Raw genomic sequence first — 24379 nt, 5'->3', positions numbered from 1 at the left:
CCTTCCGGTATGCGCCGGGTTCCCGCACTTCGGAGCGCCACCCCTGTCACACAGGACGACGGCTACCCCTCAGCCCCCGCACCAGCAGCTCCACGACGGCCTCGAACTCCTCGTCGATCCCCGGCCGCCGCCACCGCGCCGCGTGGCAGGGGTCGTGGAAGCAGGCGGTGGCCTGGAAGAACGCGCCGGCGGCCGTCGCCGGGTCACCGGCGGCGAAGACGCCCGCCGCCATCCCGTCCCGCACGATCCGGGTCAACTGGCCGGTCAGGTCGTCGAGATGGTCCCCGACCACCGTGCCGTTCTCCCCGACCAGCACCGAGTACGTGGCGAACAGCTCGGGGTCGTCACCCGCCTTGCGGCGCTTGGCCTCGAACAGGCCCCTGGCCCAGTCCCGCAGCCGGTCCTCCGGGTCCCGGTCGGCGGCGGCGATCCCGGCCAGCGCCTCGGAGCTGCGGTCCAGCCACCGCTTGGTGACCGCCTCGCGCAGCGCCGCCTTGGTGCGGAAGTGCCGGTAGACGCTGCCGTGGCTGACGCCGAGCGCGCGGGCCACGTCCACCACGGTCGCCTTGGCGGGGCCGTGGCGGCGCAGCACCTCCTCGGTGGCTTCGAGGATGCGCTCGGCGGTCAGGGTCTCGGAGGTCGGTGCCATGTCCTAGACCGTACCGGGCACGGGTCAGCGCTCCACGTGGGCCATCTGGGGCGCCGGGTAGCGCTCACCGGCGGCGGCGCCGGGCGGCACGGCCTCCTCGATCGCGGCCAGGTCGGCGGCGTCCAGGGTGACGTCCAGCGCGCCCAGCGCCTCCGCCAGCCGCTCCCGGGTACGCGCGCCGACCAGCGGCACGATGTCGGTCCCCCGGCCGAGCACCCAGGCGATGGCGATCTGCGCGACGGTCACGCCCCTGTCCTCGGCGATCTTCCGCAGGGCCTCCACGAGGTCCAGGTTGTGCCGCAGGTTGTCGCCCTGGAAGCGCGGGGAGTGGGCGCGGAAGTCGGTGGGGGCGAGCTGCCGGTCGGCGGTGAAGTGCCCGGAGATCAGCCCGCGCGAGAGCACGCCGTACGCGGTGACGCCGATGCCCAGCTCGCGGACGGCCGGCAGGATCTCGTCCTCGATGCCGCGCGAGATGAGGGAGTACTCGATCTGGAGGTCGCTGATCGGCGCGGTGGCGGCGGCCCGCCGGATGGTGCCGGCCCCGACCTCGCTGAGGCCGATGTGGCGGACGTACCCCTTCTCCACCAGTTCGGCGATGGCGCCGACCGTCTCCTCGATCGGCACGTCGGGGTCGAGGCGGGCGATCCGGTAGACGTCGATGTGGTCGACGCCGAGCCGCTGGAGCGAGTACGCGGCGAAGTTCTTCACGGCGGCGGGCCGCCCGTCGTACCCCGCCCAGCCGCCGTCCGGGTCGCGCAGCGCGCCGAACTTCACGCTGACCAGCGCCCGCTCCCGCGCGGCGGCGGGCGCGGCGCGCAGGGCCTCGCCGATCAGCATCTCGTTGTGCCCCATGGCGTAGAAGTCGCCGGTGTCCAGGAGCGTCACCCCGGCGTCGAGCGCGGCGTGCAGGGTGGCGACCGACTCCGCCCGGTCCGCGTCACCGTAGAGCGCGGACATCCCCATGCAGCCGAGCCCGAGGGCGGAGACCCGGGGGCTGGTGGTTCCGAGAGAGCGCGTTGTCATCGTCATGCCCTCACGATGACATGACAGATGACAGATTTCAATATCTGTCATCTGTCATGTCGGGCGACGGCACCACCGGACCGACCCTCACCACTCCCCCAAAGAGGCACACCTTTCGCACAGTTGACCGCGCATCCCCCCGTAAGGATGATTTCCGCGAGCAGGCCGACCATCACGGGGGTGCACATGGGTGTCGTGCTGCCGAGCTATCTCGACGAGGCGCTCGATCTGATCGGCGTCTCCTGGCCCAATGTCGACGAGGACGACTACCGGGCCATGGCGGATTCCATGCGGGAGTTCGCGACCAGCCTGGACAACGGCACCGCCGACCTGCACACCGTGGTCCAGGACATGCTGGGCGCCAACGAGGGCCCGGCCGTCGACGCGCTGGCCGCCCACTGGGACAAGGTCAAGGGCAAGCACCTGACCGGCCTCGCGGACATCGGGCGGGCGGCCGGTGACGGCCTGGACGCGGTCGCGGTACTGATCGAGGGCGCGAAACTCGCGGCGATCGCCCAGCTCGGCATCCTGGCCGCCGAGATCGCCGCCGCGGTCGCCGCCGCCCCGGTCACCCTCGGGATGTCGTCGCTGATGGGGCTGGCCGGCACCCAGGCGTGCCGCATCGCGGTGAAACGCATCTTCAAAGAGGTCCAGGAACAGGTCGTCGACGAGATCATGTCCCGGGTCACCGCACCGATCGAGGAAGCGATCGGTGCGATGGTCGGAGACCTGGTGGTCCAGACGGGCTCGAAGGCACTGGGGCTCCAGGACGACGTGGACCTGGGCAAGACGCTCCAGGCGGGCAAGGACTCCGCGTCGGACGCCGGGAGGACGTCCCTGCAGATCGCCTCCGCGGGGCCGGGCGGCGGGGGCGGGACAGGCGGCGGCGCGGGGAAGATCGGCGTCGACCTGGAGTCGTACACCGCACTGGAGAACGCCCTCAAGGGAGCCGGCGACCACTTCGACGGCAAGAGCCTGTCGCACCTGCGCACGGCGAGGACGCGACAGGGGAACACCCGGGGCAAGGACTCCATAGCCAACGCCGTGAACAGTGCCCTGGACACGGCGATGGACGGGATCGAGCAGGGCGTCAAGAAAGCCGTGCAGCATGTCGGTAAAGACATGAAGAACGGCGTCGGGACGATGCGCGACAACTATCGGGACAACGATGAGAGCATCGCCCAGAACCTGCACAAGATTCATAAGCGGGAGCCGACCCGCGACGAACTGCGCGCACAATTGAGCGAAAAGCCGGTCTATCTGCTGGGTGACAAGGGAAAGATACAGCGACTGACTGGAAACGGTCCGGCGGATCTCACGGACAAGGACCGGGAGCTGCTGGGTATTCCGTTGAAGCTGACGGGTAAGACCCAGGACACACTACCCAGGCGTCCCACGGGCAAGAACAATCCTTACTCATGGGGGGAAAGTACAAAGGAGGAACGGGACTCGCGTCCTCGCAAGTCCTCCACCAGGGTCCCCTTCTACGAAGACGAACTGTCACGCGCGACCGCGCTGGCCCGACACGAGCAGGGCAGCTACGGGAACTACAGCGAACAGAGCGGGAGCAACGAGCTGAAGTTCACCAGCAACAACTACGCGGCGGCACGCGTGGAGTACGACCACGACGGCGACCGTCGGGAGTTCATACTCGTTGGTCGCAGCAACAACCCCGTTCATTCGGAGAAGGTACTGGGAGTACCATTCCTGCAGAATGACACGGGTCACCACGTGAAAGATCTCTACACGGAACGAGAACCATGCAGCGCGAGCAGTGACTGTGCGGCATGGATCGAGAAGTACATGCCTCACGTGAACGTGACTCACAGCGTGGATTTCGGACCGGGCACGATGGAGAGCGGGAACCGGGAAATGGAGGACCGACTCAACCGGATGATGCCGGGGGGACGCCCGGACAAGAGAAGCCCATGGACCAACTTCACCGGTCTGCATCCTCAGCACTGACAGCACGGCGATAAGCCGTAGGCTTACCCTCAGGAGCCCCGAGCAAGAGTCTGGATTGTGTGATGCGTCCCCTGATTGACCGATCTGGCATGGAATCCGCGTTCGACGCCGATGACCTGATCACCGTGGACGAGACGGCACTCGGCGCCGTGACCCACGAACCGACTCGTGTCTTCTTGCGGGAGGTCGGTCTGCCGGACCGGGTGGGCTGGTTCGAAGCCGATCAGCAGCTCGTCGACGGTGAGATCGAGGTGGGCGGTGATGACTGGCAGGCCGTGGCCGCCAAATACCCGAGCTGTTCCTTCGATATGTCCGCCTGGCTGACGCTGGGCGGCATCGGCATGGACGACATCGTCATCGACTCGGCCACCGGCGTCGTGTACTGCATCCCCGAGGAAGGGCGTATCCACGTACTGAACAGTTCCATCGACGCGTTCGCCTACTTCCTCCGTGAACTCGAGATGGAGCGGTCCGCCTACGATCACGAGGTCGCGGGCGATGCGATGACGGACCCGGTAGGTGCCGAGAACCGGCTGCGCGCCACGATGCGCCGGGCCGACCCCACAGCCCTTGAGGACCCCGAGTCGCTCTGGCAGGCCGTCCTGCGCTCCGTGGGCAACAGCCTGATGTCCTACTGACTGCAGCGAGGAACCCGACATGCCCCCCACCGGCAACCCCTTCACCGACCGCTTCGGCCCCGCCGGGACCCGCCGCTTCGAGGGCGTGCCCGGCGGGGGGCTGCTCCTCCCCCTCCGCGTCATGCCGTACTTCCACGTGCTCCCCGACGAGCCGGAGTCCCTGCCCGCCTACGCCGACTCCCTCGGCAAGCGCGTGCGCGAGGAGGCGCAGCTCACCTGGGTCCGGCTGGGTTCGGACCGGGCATTCGAGCTGTGCGTGACGCACGAGGGGGACGTCCGGGCCGTGCTCCTCGGGTACGACGAACCCGACCGTTTCGTGAGTTCGGCCCCGGCGTTGTTCGCCGACGCCCTGCTGGAGCTGGACATCCTCCTGGAAGTCCTCGGCGCGGCCGAGAGCCCCGAGGACGCCTCCGAGGCGTTCCGCACCACGCACGACACCCTGAGGTCCGCCGACCCCCGCGCCTTCGGGAACCCGGAGAACTGGTGGCCCCTCGTCCTGGAGGACATCCGCACCACCGCCAGTGTCGAGGCGTACGCGACGTTCGAGTTCACCGCCCCGGGCGGGGAGAAGCACCTGGTCACCGAGGCGGGCGGGCTCTGCGTCCACCCGGAGCAGCGCACCTGGTCGAAGATGTACGAGGCCGGGATCGAGCCGGAACAGGTCACCCGTATCCACACCGAGCTGGAAGCCTGCTTCATGCCAGGCCACTACTGCTCGATGTGGCTGGAGCTGATGTTCCCCGACGCCACGCTCAGCCACAACGTCTCCTACGGTGAGACCGCCGCCGAACGGGCCGAGGGCATCCGGCGGTTGCGTGAGGCCACCCGGCCGCAGGCTCCCGGGGCGCGTTGAGCGATGGCCACGGTGACAGGGGCCGACGGCACGGCCGCCCACGCCGCGCGGTCGCTGCTGGCCTGGGCCGCGGCGTCCGGCGATCCGGCGGGCACCGCACCGCGCACCGCCGTGGTCACCGGCCCGTCCGGGGCGGGCAAGAGCCGTCTGCTGGCCCGGTTCGTCGCCGGGACCGCGGGAGAGGCGGACCCCGCGGCCGGCGGAACCGGGGCGTCCGCGTCCCGCACCGCCGCGCGCCCCACCGTGCACGCCGTGGGTCTCGCCGAGGGACAGATCGCCCGCACCCTGTCCTGGCAGCTCGGCCGGCACCTCGGCTACGGCCCGGTCGGACCGGACGAACTGCTGCGCCGCCTGGCGGCCGACCCACGGCCCGTCCTGATGGTCGTCACCGACCTGCACCGGTCCGGGCGCGGTCCGTCCGATCTGCCCGCCGCCCGCCCCGCCGCGCTCGTGGACGGTCTCATCGCCCCCTTGCGGAGCCTGCCGAACGTACGCCTGATCGTCGAATGCGACACTCCGCGTCTGCTCGGCACCGAGGACGGCCTCCTCGTCGTACCCCTGGAGCCGGCGGCGGACGGCCCACCCACACCGGAGACACACCCGGCCGGGGCCACGGCGCCCCCGGCACCCGGTCACGACTGGCGCTCCGCCACCCCCGACGAGCGTGAGCGCGCCCTCGACCACGCCCTGGCCACCGGCTCGGCCCACGAACTGCTCCGGGACCCGGGCTACCTGGTGTACGGCTCGGTACCGGCCGTCACCGCCGTCCTCGGCGACCAGCGGGTTCCGGTACCACCGGGCCTGCGCGAGATCTGGGCCACGGCCGCGCCCGCCCTGTCGGCACCGGACCTCCCCGACACCCAGCGGGCCGCCGTGCTCCACGCCGCCGCCCTCGCCGCCCACCCGCGGCTGGCCGAGTTCCTGCGGCCACTGGCCGAGTCCGGCCCCTGGGTCACCCGCTGGTCGCACGCGTCCCGGCCCACCGCCGTCCTGGCGCTCACCGGCCCCGCCACCGGCGCTTTCGTCGCGGCCGACGCGCTGGGCCGCCTCACCCGGTACGCCCTCGCCGACGGGCAGGCCCTCACCAGCCTGCCCTCCGGCACCGCCTGGCAGCCCGCGGCGCTCGCCCCGGTCACCTCCGACGGCCTGCTGGCCCTCGACCGTTCGGGCGTGCTGCGGCCCCTCCTCCTCGGCCCCGACGCCCTGCTGCCCATCGGCTCCGGTTCGCTGCTCCTGCACCACAACGCCGCCGTACTGGCCCCGGAACCGGACCCGGCGGACCTGCCCACCGCCCTCGCGGCGACCACCCGGCACGCCGCCGTCGGCGACGGTCTGGGCCGTGTCCACCTCTGGCCGCTGGACTCCCCCGCCCCCGAGCCGCGTACGACGCTGCGGCCGCACCGCGCCGCCGTGACCGCGGTCGCCTGCCTCGACCTGGGCGACACCCTCCTGGTGGCCTCCGGGGGCCTCGACGGGACGGTCACCCTGGGGGACTCCGCCACCGCCCGGCCGCTCACCGAGCCCGTGGAACGACGGGACGCGCTGCCCACCGCCCTCGCGCTCGCCGACACGGACGCCGCCGGCCCCGTCCTCGCCGTCGCCTGGTCCGACCAGCGACTTCACCTGTGGCACCTGCTCAGCGGGCGGAGAGCCGCGCTGCCGGCGCCGTACGGCCTCCGCTCGCTCGCGCTCACCGGGGACGGCCGCCTGCTGTCGGCCGGGACCAGGGGCACGCGCCTCACCCGCCTCGACCTCGCCGCGCTCTGGGCCGGAACGGCCGGACGCCGGGCGGGCTGATCGACTCAGCCCGCCCGGCGTCCGTACGGAAGGCGACTCCTAGCAGCCGCCCAGCCGCCCCGCCAGATACCCCTCGATCTGGTCCAGCGACACCCGCTCCTGCTTCATCGAGTCCCGCTCGCGGACCGTCACCGCGTTGTCCTCGAGGGTGTCGAAGTCGACCGTGACGCAGTACGGCGTGCCGATCTCGTCCTGGCGGCGGTAGCGGCGGCCGATGGCGCCGGCGTCGTCGAACTCGATGTTCCAGTTCTGCCGGAGGGTCTGGGCGAGGCCCTTGGCCTTCGGGGACAGCTCGGGGTTGCGGGAGAGGGGGAGCACCGCGACCTTGACCGGGGCGAGGCGGTGGTCCAGGCGGAGCACGGTCCGCTTCTCCATCTTGCCCTTGGCGTTGGGCGCCTCGTCCTCGACGTACGCGTCCAGCAGGAACGCCAGCATCGCGCGCCCGACACCGGCCGCCGGCTCGATGACGTACGGCGTCCAGCGCTCCTGGGCCTCCTGGTCGTAGTAGACCAGGTCGGTGCCGGAGGCCTTGGAGTGCGCGGTGAGGTCGTAGTCGGTGCGGTTGGCGACGCCCTCCAGCTCACCCCACTCGCTGCCGCCGAACTGGAAGCGGTACTCGATGTCCGCGGTGCGCTTGGAGTAGTGGGAGAGCTTCTCCGCCGGGTGCTCGTACCACCGCATGTTCTCCTCGCGCATGCCGAGGCCGGTGTACCAGTTCCAGCGCTGCTCCATCCAGTACTCCTGCCACTTCTCGTCCTCGCCCGGCTTGACGAAGAACTCCATCTCCATCTGCTCGAACTCGCGGGTGCGGAAGATGAAGTTGCCGGGCGTGATCTCGTTGCGGAAGGACTTGCCCATCTGGGCGATGCCGAACGGCGGCTTGCGGCGCGAGGTGGTCTGCACCTGGCCGAAGTTGGTGAAGATGCCCTGCGCGGTCTCGGGCCGCAGGTAGGCGACGGAGCCGCTGTCCTGGGTGGGGCCGAGGTGGGTGGAGAGCAGGCCGGAGAACTGCTTGGGCTCGGTGAAGGTGCCCTTGTTGCCGCAGTTGGGGCAGTTGATGTCGGCCAGGCCGTTCTCGGGGGCGCGGCCCTTCTTCTCCTCGTACGCCTCCTCCAGGTGGTCCGCGCGGAACCGCTTGTGGCAGGAGGTGCACTCGGTCAGCGGGTCCGTGAAGGTGGCGACGTGACCGGAGGCGACCCAGACCTCGGGGGCGAGGATCACGGAGGAGTCGATGCCGACGACGTCCTCGCGCGACGTCACCATGTAGCGCCACCACTGGCGCTTGAGGTTCTCCTTCAGCTCGACACCGAGCGGACCGTAGTCCCAGGCGGCACGCTGGCCGCCGTAGATCTCACTACAGGGGAAAACGAAGCCACGGCGCTTGCTCAGGCTGACGATGGTGTCGATCTTGTCGGCGGCCACGGTGCTCTCTTCATTACGACGACGGGCGACGAAGCGAGATGCTTCCAGCGAATGCTTCAGGTTACCGGCGGGGCCTGCCCCTCGGCCAAATCGGGGGTTCCCCAGGTCACATACCGGGATTGTTGACAACGGTTTCCAGAATCATTGAAAATGAGTGTCATGAACGTACGACGACGCCCTATATCCGGCATAGCGGTCGCAGCCGTCACCGCGCTCGGCCTCGGCACCCTCTCCGCCTGCTCCAGCGACAGCGCGGAGGCGAGCGGGGACGGCGGCGGGAAGCTCGACGTCGTCGCGTCGTTCTATCCGATGCAGTACCTCGCCGAGCAGATCGGCGGGGACCACGTGAGCGTCACGAGCCTCACCGAGCCCGGCACGGAGCCGCACGACCTGGAGCTGAGCACCAAGCAGACCGCCGAGCTGGGCGAGGCGGACGCGGTGCTCTACCTGAAGACGCTGCAGCCCGCCGTGGACGAGGCGGTCGCCCAGTCCGAGGTGAAGACGAAGATCGACGCGGCCTCGCTGACCGAGCTGGAGGACCACGGCGACGTCGAGCACGACCACGGTGACGAGGGCGGGGAGGCCCACTCCGAGGAGGCCCACTCCGAGGAGGAGTCCGGTCTCGACCCGCACGTCTGGCTGGACCCGGTGAAGTACGTCGAGGTCGCCGAGGGCGTCGCCGAGGCCCTGGAGAAGGCCGACCCGGACCACGCGGCCGACTACAAGAAGAACGCCGAGGCGCTGGCCGTGAAGCTCGACGGCCTGAACACCGCGTTCGAGAACGGCCTGAAGGACACCGCCACCAAGGTCTTCTTCACCAACCACGCCGCCTTCGGCTACCTCGCCGAGCGCTACGGCCTCACCCAGGAGGCCATCACCGGCCTCGACCCGGACAGCGAGCCCAGCCCCGCCCGGATCAAGGAGCTCCAGGAGGAGGCCAAGGCCGACGGCGTGACCACCGTGTTCTACGAGACACTGGTGTCGGACAAGACCGCGAAGACCCTCGCCAAGGACGCCGGCCTGAAGACCGACGTCCTCGACCCGCTGGAAGGCATCACCGACCGGTCGAAGGGCGAGGACTACATCGAGGTCATGCAGTCCAACCTGGAGGCGCTGAAGACCGCTCTCGGCGCCAAGTGAGCCGACCCGGACACATGAGCCGTCCGGGGCGCCCGAGCCGCCCCGGACAGGTGAACCGTCCCGACCGTACGGAGGACCTCGTGAGCGACGAGCCCGTCATATCCCTGCGCGGCGTCCGCGCCGAGCTCGGCGCCCGCCTGGTCCTGCGCGGCATCGACCTCACCGTGCGCCGCGGCGAGGTCGTCGCGCTGCTCGGCGCGAACGGCTCCGGCAAGTCGACCGCCGTGCGCACCGTCATCGGCCAGGTGCCGGTGACCGCCGGCGAGGTGGAGCTGTTCGGCACCCCGCGGCGCCGGTTCCGCGACTGGTCGCGGGTGGGGTACGTCCCGCAGCGCACCACGGCCGCGGGCGGCGTCCCCGCCACGGTGACCGAGGTGGTGTCCGCCGGGCGGCTCTCCCGGGCCCGCTTCGGCGTGCTCCGCAAGGCCGATCACGAGGCCGTCCGCCGCGCCCTGGACCTGGTCGGCATGGCCGACCGCGCCAAGGACTCGGTGAACGCCCTCTCCGGCGGCCAGCACCAGCGCGTCCTCATCGCCCGCGCGCTCGCCGCCGAACCCGAGCTGCTGATCATGGACGAGCCGATGGCCGGCGTCGACCTGGCCAGCCAGGAAGTCCTCGCCGAGACACTGGAACGGCAGGTGGCGTCCGGTACGACGGTCCTGCTCGTCCTGCACGAACTGGGCCCCCTGGAGCCCCTGATCGACCGGGCGGTCGTCCTGCGCGACGGCTGCGTGCTGCACGACGGCCCGCCCCCGAAGGCCGTCGGCCAGCACGCGCTGCCCGGCCACGACCACGTGCACCCGCACGACACGTCGGGCGCCGAACCGATCCGCACGGGACTGCTGAGCTGATGGACATCCTGAACTACGCCTTCATGCAGCGGGCCCTGCTGGCCGCCGTCCTGGTCGGCGTCACCGCCCCCGCGATCGGCATCTACCTGGTCCAGCGCCGCCAGGCCCTGATGGGCGACGGCATCGGCCACGTCGCGATGACCGGCGTCGGCCTCGGCTTCCTGCTCTCCTGGTCCCCGGTGTGGATGGCGACCCTGGTCTCGGTGCTCGGCGCCGTCCTGATGGAACTGATCCGCTGGTACGGCCGCACCCGCGGCGACATCGCCCTCGCGATGCTGTTCTACGGCGGCATGGCCGGCGGCGTGATGTTCATCAACCTCGCGCCGGGCGGTTCCAACGCCAACCTCACCTCGTACCTCTTCGGCTCGCTGTCGACGGTGAGCGAGTCCGACGTCACCGCGATCTGCCTGCTGGCCGCCTTCGTGGTGCTGGTCACCCTGGGCCTGCGCCGCCAGCTCTTCGCGGTCAGCCAGGACGAGGAGTTCGCCCGGGTCACCGGGCTGCCGGTGCGGGCGCTGAACCTGCTGACCGCCGTCACCGCCGCGGTGACCGTGACCGTCGCCATGCGCGTGGTCGGGCTGCTGCTCGTCTCCGCGCTGATGGTGGTCCCGGTGGCCGCGGCCCAGCAGCTCAGCCGCAGCTTCGCCGCCACCTTCGCCGTCGCCGTGGCGATCGGCGTCGCCGTGACCCTCGGCGGCACGGTCACCTCGTACTACCAGGACGTACCGCCCGGCGCGACGATCGTGCTGCTCACCATCGGCGCGTTCATCGTGCTGACCGCGCTGGCCGCCCCGCTCGCCCGGCGGCGCGCGCGGGCGGCGGCCGACGCGGACCCGGCGGAGTGCCGGGTGCCCGCGGGGCGCGCCGCGGGCGACGAGGTCGGCGTCTGACCGGCCACCCGCCGGGCTGGCACAATGACCCCGGCAGCGCAGACGTGAGGAGGCAACCGGTGACCACCGCTGGACCGCCCGTGAAGGGCCGCGCCACCCGGCAGCGCGCCGCCGTGTCGGCGGCTCTGCAGGAGGTCGAGGAGTTCCGCAGCGCGCAGGAGCTCCACGACATGCTCAAGCACAAGGGCGACTCGGTCGGGCTGACCACTGTCTACCGCACCCTGCAGTCCCTCGCCGACGCCGGCGAGGTCGACGTCCTGCGCACCGACGAGGGCGAGTCGGTCTACCGCCGCTGCTCCACCGGCGACCACCATCACCACCTGGTCTGCCGCTCCTGCGGCAAGGCGGTCGAGGTCGAGGGCCCGGCCGTGGAGAAGTGGGCGGAGGCCATCGCCGCGGAGCACGGCTTCGTGAACGTGGCGCACACGGTGGAGATCTTCGGCACCTGCGCGGAGTGCGCCGCGGGCTGAGCGGGTTCGGCCGCGGCTGGGTGGCGGGCCGGTCGCGCGGTTCGGGCGCCGGGACCTCCCGGGGATGCGCGGCGCAGCCGCGGGCCTCGGGGGCGCGGGAAACCGCGCGACCAGCCCCCTCCCGCCCGCGGCCGGCCACCGGCCGGCCCCAGCCGCGCCCGGCTAGCCCTGCGGCGCCGCGGGCACCTCGTTGGGGATGGCTCCCCCGAAGCGGCGGTCCCGGGAGGCGAACTCCAGGCAGGCCCGCCACAGGTCCCGGCGGTCGAAGTCCGGCCACAGCACGTCCTGGAAGACCAGCTCGGCGTACGCGCTCTGCCACAGCAGGTAGTTGGAGGTGCGCTGTTCCCCGCTGGGCCGCAGGAACAGGTCCACGTCCGGCATGTCGGGGTAGTAGAGGTACTTCGCGACCGTCTTCTCGGTCACCTTGGACGGGTCGAGCCGCCCGGCCCGCACCTCCTCGGCGATGGCCTGCGCGGCGTCCGCGATCTCGGCCCGGCCGCCGTAGTTCATGCAGAAGTAGAGCGTGAGCCGGTCGTTGTCCTTGGTCTGCTCCTGCGCGACCTGCAGCTCCTTGGCGACCGACTTCCACAGCTTGGGCATCCGGCCCACCCAGCGGACCCGGACGCCCAGTTCGTCGAGGGTGTCGCGGGACTTGCGGATGAAGTCCCGGTTGAAGTTCATCAAGAAGCGCACCTCCTCGGGCGAGCGCTTCCAGTTCTCGGTGGAGAAGGCGTACAGGGAGATGCTGCCGACGCCGATCTCGATGGCCCCCTGGAGCACGTCCATGACCTGCTCGGCACCGACCTTGTGGCCCTCGGTGCGGGGCAGCCCGCGCTGCTTGGCCCAGCGGCCGTTGCCGTCCATGACGATGGCCACGTGCTCCGGCACCAGTTCGCCGAGCTTCGGCGGCCGGGCACCGGACGGGTGCGGCTCGGGTGTCCGGTACTCCCGGCGCTGGCGCCCCAGAAAACCGCGTACGGCCATGTCAGTGTTCTCCCGGTTCTACTTCTCGACGTACCGCAGGGAGCGCAGTCCCCGCTCCAGATGCCAGTGCAGGTAGGCGGAGACGAGTCCGCTGCCCTCGCGGACGTGCCGCGGTTCGGCCGCGTCCGCCGTGGCCCAGTCTCCCGCAAGGAGCGCGCCGAGCAGATCCAGGGCCTGCGGCGAGGGTACGACGCTGCCGGGGACCCGGCAGTCGACGCAGACCGAACCGCCCGATCCGACCGAGAAGAAACGGTTCGGGCCCGGCATCCCGCACTTCGCGCAGTCCCCGAAGGTCGGGGCGTACCCGTTGACGGCGAGGGAGCGCAGCAGGAACGCGTCCAGGACCAGGCCGGGGGTGTGCTCACCGCGGGCGAGGGTGCGCAGCGCGCCGACCAGCAGCAGGTACTGCTGCACGGCCGGCTCCCCCTCGTGGTCGGTGAACCGCTCGGCGGTCTCCAGCATGGCCGTCCCGGCGGTGTACCGGGCGTAGTCGGTGACGATGCCGCCGCCGTACGGGGCGATAGTCTCGCTCTGCGTGCACAGCGGCAGCCCGCGGCCGACCAGCTCGCTCCCCTTGGCGAAGAACTGCACGTCGACGTGGGAGAAGGGCTCCAGTCGCGCGCCGAACTTGGACTTGGTGCGCCGCACGCCGCGCGCCACGGCGCGGACCCGGCCGTGACCGCGGGTGAGCAGGGTGATGATCCGGTCCGCCTCACCCAGCTTCTGGGTGCGCAGCACGATGCCGTCGTCGCGGAACAGACTCATGGCATCCATTGTCCCTTACGTTCGCGGCGCCCCGGTCGCCCGTGGTCACCCGTGGTCAAGGGACCTCGCCGCGGCTGCGGGCGTTGACGTAGGCCGTCGTCGCGCCGATCCGCTCGGCGGGCGTGGCGCGGCGCACGGCGCGCGGTTCGGCGTCCCACTCCCGGCCGCCGCCGCACGGGCGGAGCTGCACGTACGGCCCCTCGTGCCCCATGACGATCCCCACCCGCCCGTTCCGGGTGTCCACGACGTACGACCCCACGGGTTCCTGCACCGCGTCCTCCGCTCCTCCGGCCCTTGGCCACGGGCCGATCACCGTTCACCGTTCTTCCACGCATCCCCCTCTGTTTTTCGGTTTCGCACGGCCGCTCCCCAAGGTGACGTTTCTCCATCTGTCCCACGGGCCGCCCACGCCCCGCAAATACGGGGAAGGAGGGGGGAGTTCGGGTCGTCGGCCGGGTACGGGAGGAAGGCGGCGTTCGAGCGTGTGATTGCCTTGACCCGACGGTGTTCGAGTGCCGGCGTCCGGGGCTCGGGGGCGTCACCGTTCCAGGGGCCGGGGGCGTCACCGTTCTGGGGGTGGCCCCGAGGGCGCTACGGGGGCGAACCCCCGGAAAAAGCCGGGGACGGCGGCGGCACCGAGCAAGGCGGCGGACCGCCGTAACCACGGGGCTGGTGGGGCGGCCGTGCCTTCTGGTGTCCGGTCCGCCGCGGATGCGTGTGTGGTCTGCGTCATACGGAGAGCGTCGCCGAGACGGGTGGTTCGCTGACCACGCCCGTGACCGCCGGCGCGGCCCCCGCCCGTGCCGCCCTCCGCCGCCCCGCTCGCCTGGGCCCCGTGCGCGCCGGCGGCCGGCGTGGACCCGAGACAGGAGTGCGCCACGCTCCGGGTGCCGCTGGACCACGCCGACCCGGACGGGCCCCGTATCGGCCTCGCCGTCTCGCGGATACGAAGCGAGAATCCCGCCGCGCGGCGCGGCGTCCTGGTACTGGTCCCGGGCGGTCCTGGCGGCTCCAGCCTGAACAACCCCTCGGGCAAGGGCCAGAGACTCCCCCGGGAAGTGCGGGACGCCTACGACCTGATCGGCTTCGCCCCGCGCGGTGTCGCGCCCTCGACGGCGGTCACCTGCGGCCTGGCCCCGGCCGACCTCTCCCCCACCGTCACCCGGCCCTGGCCCGCCCCGGACGGGTCGGTCGACGGGAACCTGGCCGCCGCCCGGCGGCTCGCGACGGCCTGCGCGACCGACGGCGGCGCGTTGATCCGGTCTCTGTCCACCGCCACCGAGGCCCGCGACCTCGACCTGCTGCGGGCCGCGCTCGGCGAACGCCGGATCTCCGCGTGGGGTGTGTCCTACGGGACGTACGTCGGCGCGGTCTACGGCGAGCTGTTCCCGCACCGCACCGACCGCGTCGTCCTGGACAGCAACGACGATCCCGACCCCGCCCGGGTCTCCCGCGCCTGGCTCGCCCGGTACGAGCAGGGCGTGGAGGACGTCTTCCCCGACTTCGCCGCCTGGGCGTCCCGGCCGGGGCCGTACCGGGTCGCGGGGAGCGCCGCCGAGGTCCGGCCGCTGTTCCTGCGGCTCGCCGCCCGCCTCGACCGCGAGCCGGTCCCCTGGCCCGGCGCCGAACCCGCCGAGCTGAACGGCACGGTGCTCCGGCAGACGATGCTGGACGGCCTCAGCTCACCCGACACCTACCCGGTGCTGGCGGAGCTGATGAACGCGGCCCGCCGGGGCACGGTGCCGCCGGTGCCGGCCGGTCCGGGCGCGGAGGCCCTGCGCAACGTCGTGGCGGTCACCCTCGGGACGGTCTGCAACGACGTCGCCTGGCCCCGTACGGCCGCCGCCTACCAGGACGCGGTCACCGAGAGCCGGCGGAGGCACCCGCTGACGGCGGGCATGCCGCGCAACGCGCTGGCCTGTGCCGCCTGGCCCTACGTCCCGAAGGAACCGCCGGTGCGCATCACCGCCCGGGGACCGTCGAACGTCCTGCTCATACAGAACGCGCGGGACGTCGCCACCCCGCTCGCCGGCGCCCACCGGCTCCGTGACGCCCTCGGCCGGCGCGCGGTCCTGGTCACCGTGGACTCCACCGGCCACGGCGCCTATCTGGCCCACGGCAACGCCTGCGGCGACGCCACGGTCTCCCGCTTCCTGGCGACCGGCGAGCGCCCGGCCGGCGACACGTACTGCCGCTGACCACCGCGGACGGCGACCGTGCTCAGCCCCGGTCCACCATCCAGGTGCTGTCCTCCTCGTCGTCGACCCGGACCTCCAGCTCACGGACGCTCATCCCGACGTCCCACAGCTCCCGGAACCGCTTCATCCGGTCCTGGACGTGGTCCTGGCGGGCGTCGAGCCGGGTGCGGACGTTGACCTCGCGCAGGTCCTGCTCGATCTCGAAGGTGACCTCCTCGTCGTAGACGATGAAGTCGTCGGTGGTGCCCCGCTGGAGGTGCGGCGGCAGCTCGGGCAGGACGGCGACGCGGACCTCTATGCGCAGCAGTTCCTGCTCGTCGCAGAGGCGCAGCAGCCGGTCGTTGAGTTCGCGGGCGCTCTGCAGCAGGAAGAGCCGGCGCACCGGCAGGCCCCGCTCCTCGATCACCTCCCGCTGGGCCTGGAGGTAGCGGCTGGCGGGCTCGCTGTTCCAGAACTCACGGTCGACGGAGGTGCTGATGGCGCAGATGGAGTGCTGGGCGGCGCGGGTCAGGGTGAGCATCCAGTCGTGGTTCTCACCGGGGCACTCCGCGGTCAGGTTGGTCAGGTCCGACAGATGGCCGACCACCCGTTTCATCTCCATGCGGACGAAGGTGCCGAGGATGGCCGGGCCGGGCGCGAGGACCTCGGCGAAGCTGTGCGCCAGGTCGGGGACGCCGTCGGCGTCGGTGCGCTCCGGCAGGCGGAGGGCGTCCGCGCGGACCTCGGGCAGGCGGTCGTCGACCAGTTCGCGCAGGTCGTCGGTGGCGCGGGCGAGGCCGGTGCGCAGTTCGTCCTGCTGGTTCCGGAGGAGGTCCTGGACGGTGCTGGCGGTCTCGGCCAGTGCCTGCCGGGTGCGGCGGTCCTGCTCCCGTACCCGGCGGTCCAGGGCGAGGACGTGCTGGACGGCGACCGCGGCGGCGGCGCACAGCAGCGCCGCCGTGAACTGCCGCAGTACCGCCTCCCCGGGGCCGAGGAGGGCCGCGACGCCCCAGGCGAGGACGCCGACGACGAGGCCGGCCGCCAGCCGGCGCGCCCAGAGGTCCGCGCCGGGACGGTTCCGCCAACGGGCCCGGGACGCGGCCCCCGGGCGGCGGCCCGGCGGTGGTGCCGGGTCCTGGGGCTGGGGTGTCTGTGCCGTGCTCATCTCGCTGCTCCCCCCGTCGGGATGCGCTCGGATCGATCGTGGATCGAGATGCGGTGAGGTGCGTGGGGACGGCTGAGCGGGTGCGATGGGTGGACGGGTGTGCTGGGTGGACGGGTGTGCTGGGTGGACGGGTGTGCTGGGTGTGCTGGTGCCGATGGGTGCTGCGGGGTGGGGTGCGGGGGTGTGCCGTACGGAGCGGCGGTTGCGGCCGGGGGCCGGCCCCGGCGTCCCGGCGCGGCGCGGTGGGTGGGGTCAGGGTGTCAACTCGGCCTCCCGGTACAGCGCGGGGATCGCGTGCAGGGTGAGCTGGTCCCGGATGCGCTGGACCAGGGCCTGCCACTGCCGGGTGAAGCCGGGCTGTCGCTCCAGCGTGTCCCAGAGCGGGGCGAGTTCGCTCGCCACCCGGGCCCGCGGCATCCACAGGTGCAGCAGATGGTCGACGGCGGGGCGCAGCGCCAGGACGGCGGCCGGCCGGTCGTCGCCGGGGCGCGGCCGGGCGGACGGCTCCGGCGCCCCGAACCGTACGCCGTCGAGGAGGTGTACGACGGTGGTCAGCAGCCAGTCGTGCAGGGCGAGATCGTCGCAGAGCCCGGCGATCCGGTCGGGCGGGATGGCGGGGGGTACGCGGAGGCGGACGGTGCGCAGGTCGTCCTCGGCCAGGGTGAACCGCTCAAGGGAGGGACCGGCGCCCGGGGCGGCGGGCAGCGCCGCCCAGCGCAGCCGGGTGGGCCGGGACCGCAGGGGCGGGCGCTGGTCGAGGAGGGGGTGGCGCAGCAGCCGGGTGAGCAGGCCGTCGGCGATGAGGCCGACGTCGAGGTCGCCGGGCCGGCCGCCGCCGAGCACGCCCTCGGCGATGGCCTCGGGCAGCAGCTTGCCGAACGGCTCGACGACACCGGGCCGCACCAGGTAGTGCCCCCAGGGCCGGCGCTGGTCGGGTCCGGTGGACGGCAGTCGGAAGTACGCGGAGGTCTGCAGGACCCGGCCCTCGGTGAGCGCGGCCCGCGCGGCGACCGTGCCGACGGCGCGGACCCGGGAGCCGTTGGCGCTGGGCAGGGGGCAGTCGACGCCGGTCAGGGTCTCGGGGGAACGCGCGTAGAGAGCCGGCCGTTCGGAGAGGAGGACGCGTTCGTCGGCGCGCAGGGCGAGGAACTGTGCGGCGGAGCGGATGTCGAGCGCCTGCCGGGTGGGCAGCAGACGGGTGCGGACCTCGCCGCAGGCGAGCACGGCGTCCGGTGCGCTTGCCTCGGGCCGCGCCATGTCAGGGCCCCGCGTAGAAGACGTAGGAGACGCGGTCGGCGACCGAGTCGGGGACGGCGGCGTGCTCGCGGGCGGAGCGCTCGGCGACCTGGCGCAGCGCGCCGTGGTCCACGTCGAGCTGGTCGAGGACGACCCGGACGGCGTGCTCGACGGGCAGGAACCGGCTGGGCAGCACGGAGGCGGTCCGGTAGGCGGCGAAGGGGTCGGCGCGCGGGTTGAGCCGGACCAGGGAGGGCAGTTCGTCCCAGTCCTCGGGGAAGGCGCCGGGGTCGGGCTGTTCCGCGACGAAGACGGCCTCGCCCTCGTTGCGGAGGAGTCCGAGGCGGGCGAGCTGCCAGACGGCGGCGAGGAAGGGGCAGGACCAGAGGCGGTGGCCGTCGGCGTCGTCGCTCCACAGTTCGACGTCGAGGAAGACGGAGTGGCGGCGGGCCGCGGTCTCCTTGGGCGGCTCCCAGGGGACGGCGCGTTTCATCGCCTGCGGGGCGCGGGCGACCGGGCTGCGCTCGCCGTTGGCCAGCCAGCCGGTCTGCCGGGCGGGCGGACGCAGTCCGTAGCTGCCGGGCGGCGGGGACTCCACGATGCGGCCGGCCACCGCCTCGGCGACCGGCACCTTGCCGGTGACGGCACAGCCGGACTCGCGGGCCAGGTAGTCGACGGTGAGCCCGGCCCGGCCGGCCTCCTCGACGATCAGCGGGACGAGTTCGGCGGGGCTGGAGAACCGGGCGAAGTAGTCGTCGATGAGGAAGCAGGTGCTGACGCGGGGCCGCCGGCCGCCGGGCACGGTGGCGGCGGCGCGGGCGGCGTCCGCCCAGGGCCGTACCCGGGCGAAGTGCTCCCGCAGCCGCTGGGGCCCGGCCTCGAAGTCCTCCATGTACAGGTGGCCCAGTTCCAGGGAGAGGTGGGACAGGGGCACGGCCTGGGTCCGGGGGTCGGCGGTGGTCTCCCGGAACACGGCCCCGGACCCGGTCCCCGAGCCGGACAGGGCCCCCGCCGTCCCCGGCTCGGCTCCGGCTCCCGTCACAGACTCGGCCCCGGTCACGGCTGCCCCCAGTACGTGTCGTCGGTCAGCCGCCGGGCGATCTCCTCCAGCGCCTCCAGCGTCTCCTTGTTGGCTATCTGCGTGGCGAGGACGTCCTCCTCGGTGATGAGCTGCTCCCGCCATTGCAGGATGGGCTCCAGGGGGACGATGCCGAGGACGACGCTGTCGCCGATGGCGTGCTCGGCGGCGAGCCGGCGCAGTGCCTCGTCGCAGGACTGCATCCAGGCGGCCTGGGCGGGCGAGCCCTGCGACCACACCGCCGACTCCGGGTCGGGCACGGCGGCCCGGACGAACCGGATGGCGGACCGCAGCGCCAGCTCGTCATGGCCGCGTTCGACGCCGCTCCTGATGATGCCGTGCTCGCGGTGGACGAGGCCGGAGGCGGCGATGACGTGCTGCCGGGTCCAGCGGTGGAAGACCAGCCAGCGGAACGGGACGTTGCGCATCCGGGGGTGGGCGGTGGCCGCCAGCGCCATGTCGACGGCGTAGCTGCGTCCGGCGCTGAGGTCGACCATGATCACGTCGAACTCGCCGTTGAGCCGCAGCAGCAGGTCGACGCAGCGCTCCAGGGCGTCCTCGTCGGTGGCGAACTCGCCGCCGCCGATGTCGCCGGGGAACAGCACCAGGCGGCCGGACTGGTTGGGCCAGGCGTGCAGGTGCGGGTGCTCGGTCTGCCGCCAGACGTCGATCATGGCGGGCTCGGGGGTGCCGCCCTCCAGGTAGGAGTGCAGGCCCCGTTCCCGGGTGCCGCGCACGGCGCTGGGCACGTCGAAGACGGCCGCGGCGGTCGGGGAGCCGAAGTCGAAGTCGACGTAGGCGACGTGGTCCCCGTTCAGGGCGCGCTGGTAGGCGAGGTTGGCGCTGGTCACCGAGCGGCCGGTGCCTCCCTTGTCGGAGGCGGCGAAGACGATCACGTGGGCTTCACCCCTCCTTGACGCCGGCGTCCCTGGCCTGGGCCAGGGTGTCGAGTTCCTGGAGCACCGGCAGGGTCAGCGCGAAGGCGGTGGCGGGCTGTTTGTCGACCAGGACCCGGGCCCGGTCGAGGCGGTTCTCGATGCTGCGCATGGCCCGTCCCCGGTTCCCGGTGGTGCCGCCGGAGGCGAGGAGCTGTTCCTTGCCGAACAGGTGGGTGGCCTCGCTGAGCAGTTCCCGGGCGAGCTGGGCGATGTCCTCGCTGGGGATGGGCTGCTGTTCGTAGAGGTTGCGGGCGGCGACCAGGCACTCGGTGACGCGCTCGGTGACGCTCCAGGACAGCCGCCGGTCGACGTCGTGGGCGTCCGGGTAGACGGCCCGTACGTCGTCCCACAGGTCGAGGCCCTCGCCCGAGCGTATCCGCCGGTGCCAGAGGTGGTCGAAGGTCTGCTCGGCCAGCCGCAGCAGGCGGCCCTGGGAGTTGATGTTCTGGGAGAGGACGGCGAGCTGGATGATGCGCTTGAGCAACTGGGCGGAGAAGTCGGTCATCCGCCAGTGGAGGAGTCCGCCGGAGCGGTCGGACCCGGCGAGCGGCATGGTGACGCCCGGGTGGTGCATCCGGATCACGGGGTCGTCCTTGGTCATCCGGCTGTTGACCCGGCCGCGGTCGGCGAGGCGTTCCATGACGGCGACGGTGCGGGTGAGGTCGTCGTCGGTGGCGTTCCGGCGGACCAGGTCGTGGACGAGGATGGCGGCGACGGTGAGGGAGAAGTACTCGGACTCCAGCCGCAGTCCGGTGGTCTGCCAGGGCAGGTCCTCCAGTGGCCAGCGGTCGGCGCCGAAGCGGGCGATCGCCGACCAGTACTGCTGGCTCAGTTCCCAGCGCAGGCGGAGCATCTCGGCGAGTTTCTGCTGGTCCTCGTCGAGCAGGCCCAGGGTGAGGGTGCGGTGGGAGAAGAGGTCCTGGATGCCGTCGAGGGCGACGACGGTGAAGTAGACGTAGGGCAGCCGGTCGGCGATGCCGTCGGGCTGGCCGGGGACCGGCGCCTCCAGGTCGGTGATCTTCGGCGCGTCGCGCACCACGCCCCAGGCCCAGCCGCATTCGAAGAGCTGGCTCTCGTCGCGGATGGACTCGTCGACCTGGATGCCGCGGCTGAGGCTCTCGATGATGGTGGCGCGCAGCGGGCGGAAGCGGCGGGCGAACTGCTGGAGCACGACCCGGTCGGACTGCCTGCCCTGCCCGATGACCTCGATCAGCCGTCTGCCCTGCTCGGACTCGGCGTCGAAGACGTTCACCGTGAAGGAGCGCAGCAGGCTGACCATGGCGGCGGTGAGCCGGGTGTTGGTGGCTTCCCTCAGCTCGGCGACGGCCGTGAGGACCTCGGGCCGGGTGGTGGTGGCCTCGTAGACCTTGAGGAAGCCGAGGGTGGCCAGGCACAGGGTGACGGACATGGAGTAGGAGTCCACCACTCCCAACTGGGCCTGCTGGTGGGTGAGTTCCAGGGAGGGGTCGGCCGGTTTGAAGTAGTAGCCGCCGGAGAAGGTGGGGCTCTCGTCCGGGCCGGTGTGGGTGCGCATGTACTGGGTCAGGGCGGTGATCAGGTTGGAGGGGATCTCCAGCCGGCCGCCGACGCCCTCCAGGACGCGCAGGACGTCCCGGTCGGTGGTGTCCGGCTGGTCCAGCCGGAAGGCGGGCACCTCGGTGGCCGGGTAGAGCAGGCAGAGCAGCCGTTCGGCGTCCGCGACGCTGCTCAGTCCGCCGGTCTCCCCCGTCAGGTACTTCCCGTTGTCGAACGAGTAACGGGCCACCGCCCGCCAGACGTCCAGCAAATGCTGGCGTGGCTTGATCTGCATCCCCGCACCCCTCGCACAGATCTCAATGCCTTGTGTGCCGACATGGTCCCCGTTCTCAGGGAACGGCAACCGTGGAATTGCGTCGTCCGAGGACGAGCAGCATTCCCTCGTGTCCCTTGCGCACCACTTGGTGGAGATCGCGGATCTCCAGTTCGCCGGTGAACTCGGCGAGGCTCTCCCTGGCCCGCTCCTCGTTCACCCGGTAGGCCGGGTAGTGCTGGTCCCCGACCCAGTATCCGACCGATTCCTTCATGAACGCGGCGGCGAACGGGGCGCCCGGTGACAAAGTGTTCATGAAACACCGCACACCCCGCCGGAACTCGTCCGGGCATTCGGACATCGAATCGGCGACGAAGAACATCGTGCCCAGGTCGTAGCGCCGGGGCTGGGCGTCCAGGTCGAAGAGGTTGCCCCGCTCGACGCGGACGATCTCGGCGATCCGCTCGGCCGGTTCGACGTCCCGGTAGGCCGGGTCCTCCAGCAGGACGTCCCAGAACGCGCCCCAGGTGGCGTCGACGCCGCCCTCGGCGGTCTGCCGGTCCAGATAGGCGACGTTCGGCTGCGCGTATTCGAGCAGCACGATCTTCTCGCACCACGGAAGCATGGCCAGCGCCGGATACATGTTCGCACCCGCGCCGACGTCGATACCGAGGACCGATTGCGGGACGACTCCCCCGAAACAGCGGCTGAAATGGTCGCGCATCGCCCGCAGGATCAACAGGTCGACATCGAGCGGAGTTCGGTAATTGACGTCGACATATGCCTCCGGATCGAACTTCGACCAAGGCGCGTCGGCGTTGCGATCCATAGTCACCCTGCCGCTTTCCATTCGTCTTCCGACAGAACCGGAGTACCGTGCGCGCGCTCTCCTCGGACGGCGACGGAGGAAAACGGCACACCGTATTCCGCACGGTAGGCCACGTAATACGGGGCGGCCAGCGCGGAATACGCCAGTCCTCTTCTGCGGGGGCACGTCGGGCGCACTGTCGCACATCCGAACTCGCCCTTGTGCGGCGGGAGTTGGCAGCACACTCTAGCCAGAAGCCGTCTTCTGCCGCCGCCGGAGACCGAGTTCTTCTTTGGGGTGAATCGCAGAGGCGTCGTGTTGACTTTCGCCGTCGTAAGTCCGACTGGGGGGTGGCATGACCGCCGAACCGCTGGAACGTTTCCTCAATAGCCCCGAGCAGCTCAGAACCCCCTTCCCCCTGCCGGCCCCACCGGCCTCGCCGGGCACCGGGGACCTGGTGCTGCGGACGGCGCGGGAGACCGATCTGCCCGAGTTGCGGCGGCTGGACCAGGAGGTGTTCCACGAGGTCGCGTACCCCGGTTTCCTGCTGCGGCAGCTGTACGACATGTACGCCGGGCACTTCCTGGTCCTGGACGACGGCCGCGGGCGGCTGCGCGGCTATGTGCTGGCCGGCACCACGGCGCTGGACCGGGACAGCTGGATCCTGGGCCTGTGCGTGACCCGGGACCGGCGGCGGCACGGGCTGGGGCGGGAGCTGATGACGGAGATCCTCGGCCTGCTGCGGCGGGCCGGGACCGAGCGGGTGCGGCTCACCGTGGAACCCGCCAACCACGCCGCGATCCTGCTCTACCGGTCCCTGGGATTCCGCTTCGAGGAGCCGGAGGGCGGGCTGCGCCGCGACTACTTCGGCCCCGGCATGCACCGGCACATCATGCGGCTGGAACTGGCCGGGGGTGCGTGAGCCGGGCGGAGTGGACCGGGGCGGGTGGGCCGGGGCGGGTGGGCCGGGGCGCCTCAGGAGGACGTGCGGGCCGCCGCCAGCAGCCGCGTCACCTCGTCCGGGCCGAGCGTCAGTGCCGCGCCCACCGTGGCGAGGACCTCGCGCTCGGCCGGGGTGTAGGGCCCGTCCGCGAGGGCGATCCGGGCGCCCTGGAGCAGGATCGACGCGCGGCCGGCGGCGGCGAGGTGCGGGGCCAGCGGGTCCAGCGCCTCGTGCAGCTCTATGGCGAGGCCGGGCCCGCACGGCTCCCCGGTGAGCCGCCCGGCGTCCGCGGCCACCGCCCGCACCAGCGTGTCCAGCCGCTCCTCGGTGCAGTCGTCGAAGCCCGCGGCGCGCACCGCGCCGGCCGCCGCGGTCAGCGACGTACGGGAGCAGGCGCCGCCGGCCGCGAGGACCGCGAGGGCGACGGTCTGCACCGCGTCGCGGAGCATCGCGGCGAACCGGGTGGTGGTGGGGTGGCCGAGGACGTCGGTGCCGTAGTGACGGCGGCAGGCCGCGCACTCCACCACCGGCCCCGCCGCGCCGCGCGGCAGCACCGGCACGCCGCACAGGGCGAGACGGCGACGGCCGGTGAGCCGCTGGTAGTTGCGGTCGCCCCCACAGCCGGGGCAGAAGAACTCGCCGTCACCGACGGCCGTCCACGCGGTGCGGGTTCCCAGGATGCGCGGCGGCCGGGCAGCTCGGCCGTTCCGTCCCCGTCCAGGCAGCACGTCGCACCTCCGTAACCGCACGGCAACATCGCCGTGCTGGCGTGATGTTAGCCACATCACCGACGCGCAG

22 protein-coding genes and 1 pseudogene are annotated in these 24379 nt (G+C 72.0%); 10 read left to right on the top strand and 13 right to left on the bottom strand.

Features of this window, described 5'->3' with window-relative positions; genetic code table 11:
• Positions 1-46: 46 nt before the first annotated feature.
• Positions 47-649: a TetR/AcrR family transcriptional regulator gene (locus Sdagh_RS30125; RefSeq protein ID WP_189412845.1), complete on the bottom strand. Its 603-nt coding sequence runs from the start codon at positions 647-649 to the stop codon at positions 47-49.
• Between the two features lie 24 nt (positions 650-673).
• Entirely contained in the window at positions 674-1672 is a 999-nt protein-coding gene (locus Sdagh_RS30120) for an aldo/keto reductase (RefSeq protein ID WP_190077274.1), read from the bottom strand.
• Between the two features lie 186 nt (positions 1673-1858).
• Between Sdagh_RS30120 and Sdagh_RS30115 the strand changes: the two genes are divergently transcribed.
• From Sdagh_RS30115 to Sdagh_RS30100, 4 genes are all read left to right on the top strand, one after another.
• Positions 1859-3637 carry a WXG100-like domain-containing protein gene (locus Sdagh_RS30115; RefSeq protein ID WP_190077263.1) on the top strand — a complete coding sequence of 593 codons (1779 nt, stop codon included), beginning with the start codon at positions 1859-1861 and terminating at the stop codon, positions 3635-3637.
• An 89-nt stretch (positions 3638-3726) separates the two neighbouring features.
• Complete coding sequence (locus Sdagh_RS30110; RefSeq protein ID WP_189412841.1) at positions 3727-4275, top strand: SUKH-4 family immunity protein; 549 nt, start codon at positions 3727-3729, stop codon at positions 4273-4275.
• A 19-nt stretch (positions 4276-4294) separates the two neighbouring features.
• Positions 4295-5128: a nucleic acid/nucleotide deaminase domain-containing protein gene (locus Sdagh_RS30105; RefSeq protein ID WP_190077262.1), complete on the top strand. Its 834-nt coding sequence runs from the start codon at positions 4295-4297 to the stop codon at positions 5126-5128.
• Positions 5129-5131: 3 nt separating this feature from the next.
• On the top strand, positions 5132-6925 hold the full coding sequence (locus Sdagh_RS30100; RefSeq protein WP_190077261.1) for a WD40 repeat domain-containing protein: 1794 nt from the start codon (positions 5132-5134) through the stop codon (positions 6923-6925).
• 39 nt (positions 6926-6964) lie between these two features.
• Here the strand turns inward: Sdagh_RS30100 and Sdagh_RS30095 are convergent, their stop codons facing one another.
• Positions 6965-8347, bottom strand: a complete 1383-nt coding sequence (locus tag Sdagh_RS30095; protein ID WP_189412835.1) for a glycine--tRNA ligase — start codon at positions 8345-8347, stop codon at positions 6965-6967.
• Between the two features lie 159 nt (positions 8348-8506).
• Here Sdagh_RS30095 and Sdagh_RS30090 point away from each other — a divergent pair, with 159 nt between their 5' ends.
• The 4 genes from Sdagh_RS30090 to Sdagh_RS30075 all read left to right on the top strand — a co-directional run bounded on the left by Sdagh_RS30090 (position 8507) and on the right by Sdagh_RS30075 (position 11698).
• Entirely contained in the window at positions 8507-9487 is a 981-nt protein-coding gene (locus tag Sdagh_RS30090) for a zinc ABC transporter substrate-binding protein (protein WP_190077260.1), read from the top strand.
• A gap of 80 nt (positions 9488-9567) precedes the next feature.
• Positions 9568-10338, top strand: a complete 771-nt coding sequence (locus tag Sdagh_RS30085; protein ID WP_189412831.1) for a metal ABC transporter ATP-binding protein — start codon at positions 9568-9570, stop codon at positions 10336-10338.
• Positions 10338-11228: a metal ABC transporter permease gene (locus tag Sdagh_RS30080; RefSeq protein WP_190007847.1), complete on the top strand. Its 891-nt coding sequence runs from the start codon at positions 10338-10340 to the stop codon at positions 11226-11228. Before Sdagh_RS30085 ends, Sdagh_RS30080 begins: the two co-directional genes overlap by 1 nt.
• 59 nt (positions 11229-11287) lie before the next feature.
• On the top strand, positions 11288-11698 hold the full coding sequence (locus Sdagh_RS30075; RefSeq protein WP_189412827.1) for a Fur family transcriptional regulator: 411 nt from the start codon (positions 11288-11290) through the stop codon (positions 11696-11698).
• Between the two features lie 162 nt (positions 11699-11860).
• Here Sdagh_RS30075 and Sdagh_RS30070 read toward each other — a convergent pair whose 3' ends face one another.
• Genes Sdagh_RS30070 through Sdagh_RS30060 form a run of 3 tightly spaced genes read right to left on the bottom strand, consistent with a single transcriptional unit; the run spans position 11861 to position 13718 of the window.
• Positions 11861-12682 (bottom strand): isoprenyl transferase, encoded by an 822-nt coding sequence (locus tag Sdagh_RS30070; protein ID WP_189412825.1) that lies wholly within the window; start codon positions 12680-12682, stop codon positions 11861-11863.
• Between the two features lie 18 nt (positions 12683-12700).
• The gene (gene recO, locus Sdagh_RS30065) at positions 12701-13447 is read right to left on the bottom strand and encodes a DNA repair protein RecO (RefSeq protein ID WP_189412823.1); all 747 of its coding nucleotides are present in this window, start codon (positions 13445-13447) and stop codon (positions 12701-12703) included.
• 55 nt (positions 13448-13502) lie between these two features.
• A complete protein-coding gene (locus tag Sdagh_RS30060) occupies positions 13503-13718 on the bottom strand; it encodes a hypothetical protein (RefSeq protein WP_189412821.1) in 216 nt (71 codons plus the stop codon).
• 538 nt (positions 13719-14256) lie between these two features.
• Here Sdagh_RS30060 and Sdagh_RS30055 point away from each other — a divergent pair.
• A pseudogene (locus tag Sdagh_RS30055) lies at positions 14257-15645 on the top strand (alpha/beta hydrolase); the annotation flags it as partial.
• Positions 15646-15667: 22 nt separating this feature from the next.
• On the opposite strand, the gene Sdagh_RS30050 reads toward Sdagh_RS30055, so the two are convergent.
• The 6 genes from Sdagh_RS30050 to Sdagh_RS30025 all read right to left on the bottom strand — a co-directional run bounded on the left by Sdagh_RS30050 (position 15668) and on the right by Sdagh_RS30025 (position 22659).
• The gene (locus Sdagh_RS30050; RefSeq protein ID WP_189412817.1) at positions 15668-16789 is read right to left on the bottom strand and encodes a hypothetical protein; all 1122 of its coding nucleotides are present in this window, start codon (positions 16787-16789) and stop codon (positions 15668-15670) included.
• A gap of 252 nt (positions 16790-17041) precedes the next feature.
• The gene (locus Sdagh_RS30045) at positions 17042-18046 is read right to left on the bottom strand and encodes an SCO2521 family protein (RefSeq protein WP_189412815.1); all 1005 of its coding nucleotides are present in this window, start codon (positions 18044-18046) and stop codon (positions 17042-17044) included.
• Position 18047: 1 nt separating this feature from the next.
• Entirely contained in the window at positions 18048-18998 is a 951-nt protein-coding gene (locus Sdagh_RS30040; protein WP_190077258.1) for an SCO2522 family protein, read from the bottom strand.
• A gap of 83 nt (positions 18999-19081) precedes the next feature.
• Positions 19082-19999: an SCO2523 family variant P-loop protein gene (locus Sdagh_RS30035; protein WP_190077257.1), complete on the bottom strand. Its 918-nt coding sequence runs from the start codon at positions 19997-19999 to the stop codon at positions 19082-19084.
• Between the two features lie 7 nt (positions 20000-20006).
• Positions 20007-21851 carry an SCO2524 family protein gene (locus Sdagh_RS30030; protein WP_189412811.1) on the bottom strand — a complete coding sequence of 615 codons (1845 nt, stop codon included), beginning with the start codon at positions 21849-21851 and terminating at the stop codon, positions 20007-20009.
• A 55-nt stretch (positions 21852-21906) separates the two neighbouring features.
• Positions 21907-22659, bottom strand: coding sequence for an SCO2525 family SAM-dependent methyltransferase (locus Sdagh_RS30025; RefSeq protein ID WP_226536046.1), 753 nt, complete (start codon positions 22657-22659; stop codon positions 21907-21909).
• 334 nt (positions 22660-22993) lie between these two features.
• Between Sdagh_RS30025 and Sdagh_RS30020 the strand changes: the two genes are divergently transcribed.
• Positions 22994-23560, top strand: a complete 567-nt coding sequence (locus tag Sdagh_RS30020; RefSeq protein WP_189412807.1) for a GNAT family N-acetyltransferase — start codon at positions 22994-22996, stop codon at positions 23558-23560.
• Positions 23561-23613: 53 nt separating this feature from the next.
• Here Sdagh_RS30020 and Sdagh_RS30015 read toward each other — a convergent pair whose 3' ends face one another.
• Positions 23614-24309: a TerB family tellurite resistance protein gene (locus tag Sdagh_RS30015; RefSeq protein ID WP_189412805.1), complete on the bottom strand. Its 696-nt coding sequence runs from the start codon at positions 24307-24309 to the stop codon at positions 23614-23616.
• Positions 24310-24379: the final 70 nt, after the last annotated feature.

The organism is Streptomyces daghestanicus (genome assembly GCF_020521275.1).
In the GTDB taxonomy this organism is placed as follows: domain Bacteria; phylum Actinomycetota; class Actinomycetes; order Streptomycetales; family Streptomycetaceae; genus Streptomyces; species Streptomyces griseoviridis.
Note: the sequence above shows the minus strand (reverse complement) of the source record. Positions and strands in the feature narration are given on the sequence as shown.

Bases quoted from the DNA above. Each gene is read 5' to 3' on its own strand.
- Sdagh_RS30125 (WP_189412845.1), bottom strand. From the start codon at position 649: ATGGCACCGACCTCCGAGACCCTGACCGCCGAGCGCATCCTCGAAGCC.
- Sdagh_RS30030 (WP_189412811.1), bottom strand. From the start codon at position 21,851: ATGCAGATCAAGCCACGCCAGCATTTGCTGGACGTCTGGCGGGCGGTG.
- Sdagh_RS30105 (WP_190077262.1), top strand. From the start codon at position 4,295: ATGCCCCCCACCGGCAACCCCTTCACCGACCGCTTCGGCCCCGCCGGG.
- Sdagh_RS30120 (WP_190077274.1), bottom strand. From the start codon at position 1,672: ATGACAACGCGCTCTCTCGGAACCACCAGCCCCCGGGTCTCCGCCCTC.
- Sdagh_RS30045 (WP_189412815.1), bottom strand. From the start codon at position 18,046: ATGGCGCGGCCCGAGGCAAGCGCACCGGACGCCGTGCTCGCCTGCGGC.
- Sdagh_RS30100 (WP_190077261.1), top strand. From the start codon at position 5,132: ATGGCCACGGTGACAGGGGCCGACGGCACGGCCGCCCACGCCGCGCGG.
- Sdagh_RS30050 (WP_189412817.1), bottom strand. From the start codon at position 16,789: ATGAGCACGGCACAGACACCCCAGCCCCAGGACCCGGCACCACCGCCG.
- Sdagh_RS30070 (WP_189412825.1), bottom strand. From the start codon at position 12,682: ATGGCCGTACGCGGTTTTCTGGGGCGCCAGCGCCGGGAGTACCGGACA.
- Sdagh_RS30020 (WP_189412807.1), top strand. From the start codon at position 22,994: ATGACCGCCGAACCGCTGGAACGTTTCCTCAATAGCCCCGAGCAGCTC.
- Sdagh_RS30025 (WP_226536046.1), bottom strand. From the start codon at position 22,659: ATGGATCGCAACGCCGACGCGCCTTGGTCGAAGTTCGATCCGGAGGCA.
- recO (WP_189412823.1), bottom strand. From the start codon at position 13,447: ATGAGTCTGTTCCGCGACGACGGCATCGTGCTGCGCACCCAGAAGCTG.
- Sdagh_RS30080 (WP_190007847.1), top strand. From the start codon at position 10,338: ATGGACATCCTGAACTACGCCTTCATGCAGCGGGCCCTGCTGGCCGCC.
- Sdagh_RS30115 (WP_190077263.1), top strand. From the start codon at position 1,859: ATGGGTGTCGTGCTGCCGAGCTATCTCGACGAGGCGCTCGATCTGATC.
- Sdagh_RS30110 (WP_189412841.1), top strand. From the start codon at position 3,727: ATGGAATCCGCGTTCGACGCCGATGACCTGATCACCGTGGACGAGACG.
- Sdagh_RS30090 (WP_190077260.1), top strand. From the start codon at position 8,507: ATGAACGTACGACGACGCCCTATATCCGGCATAGCGGTCGCAGCCGTC.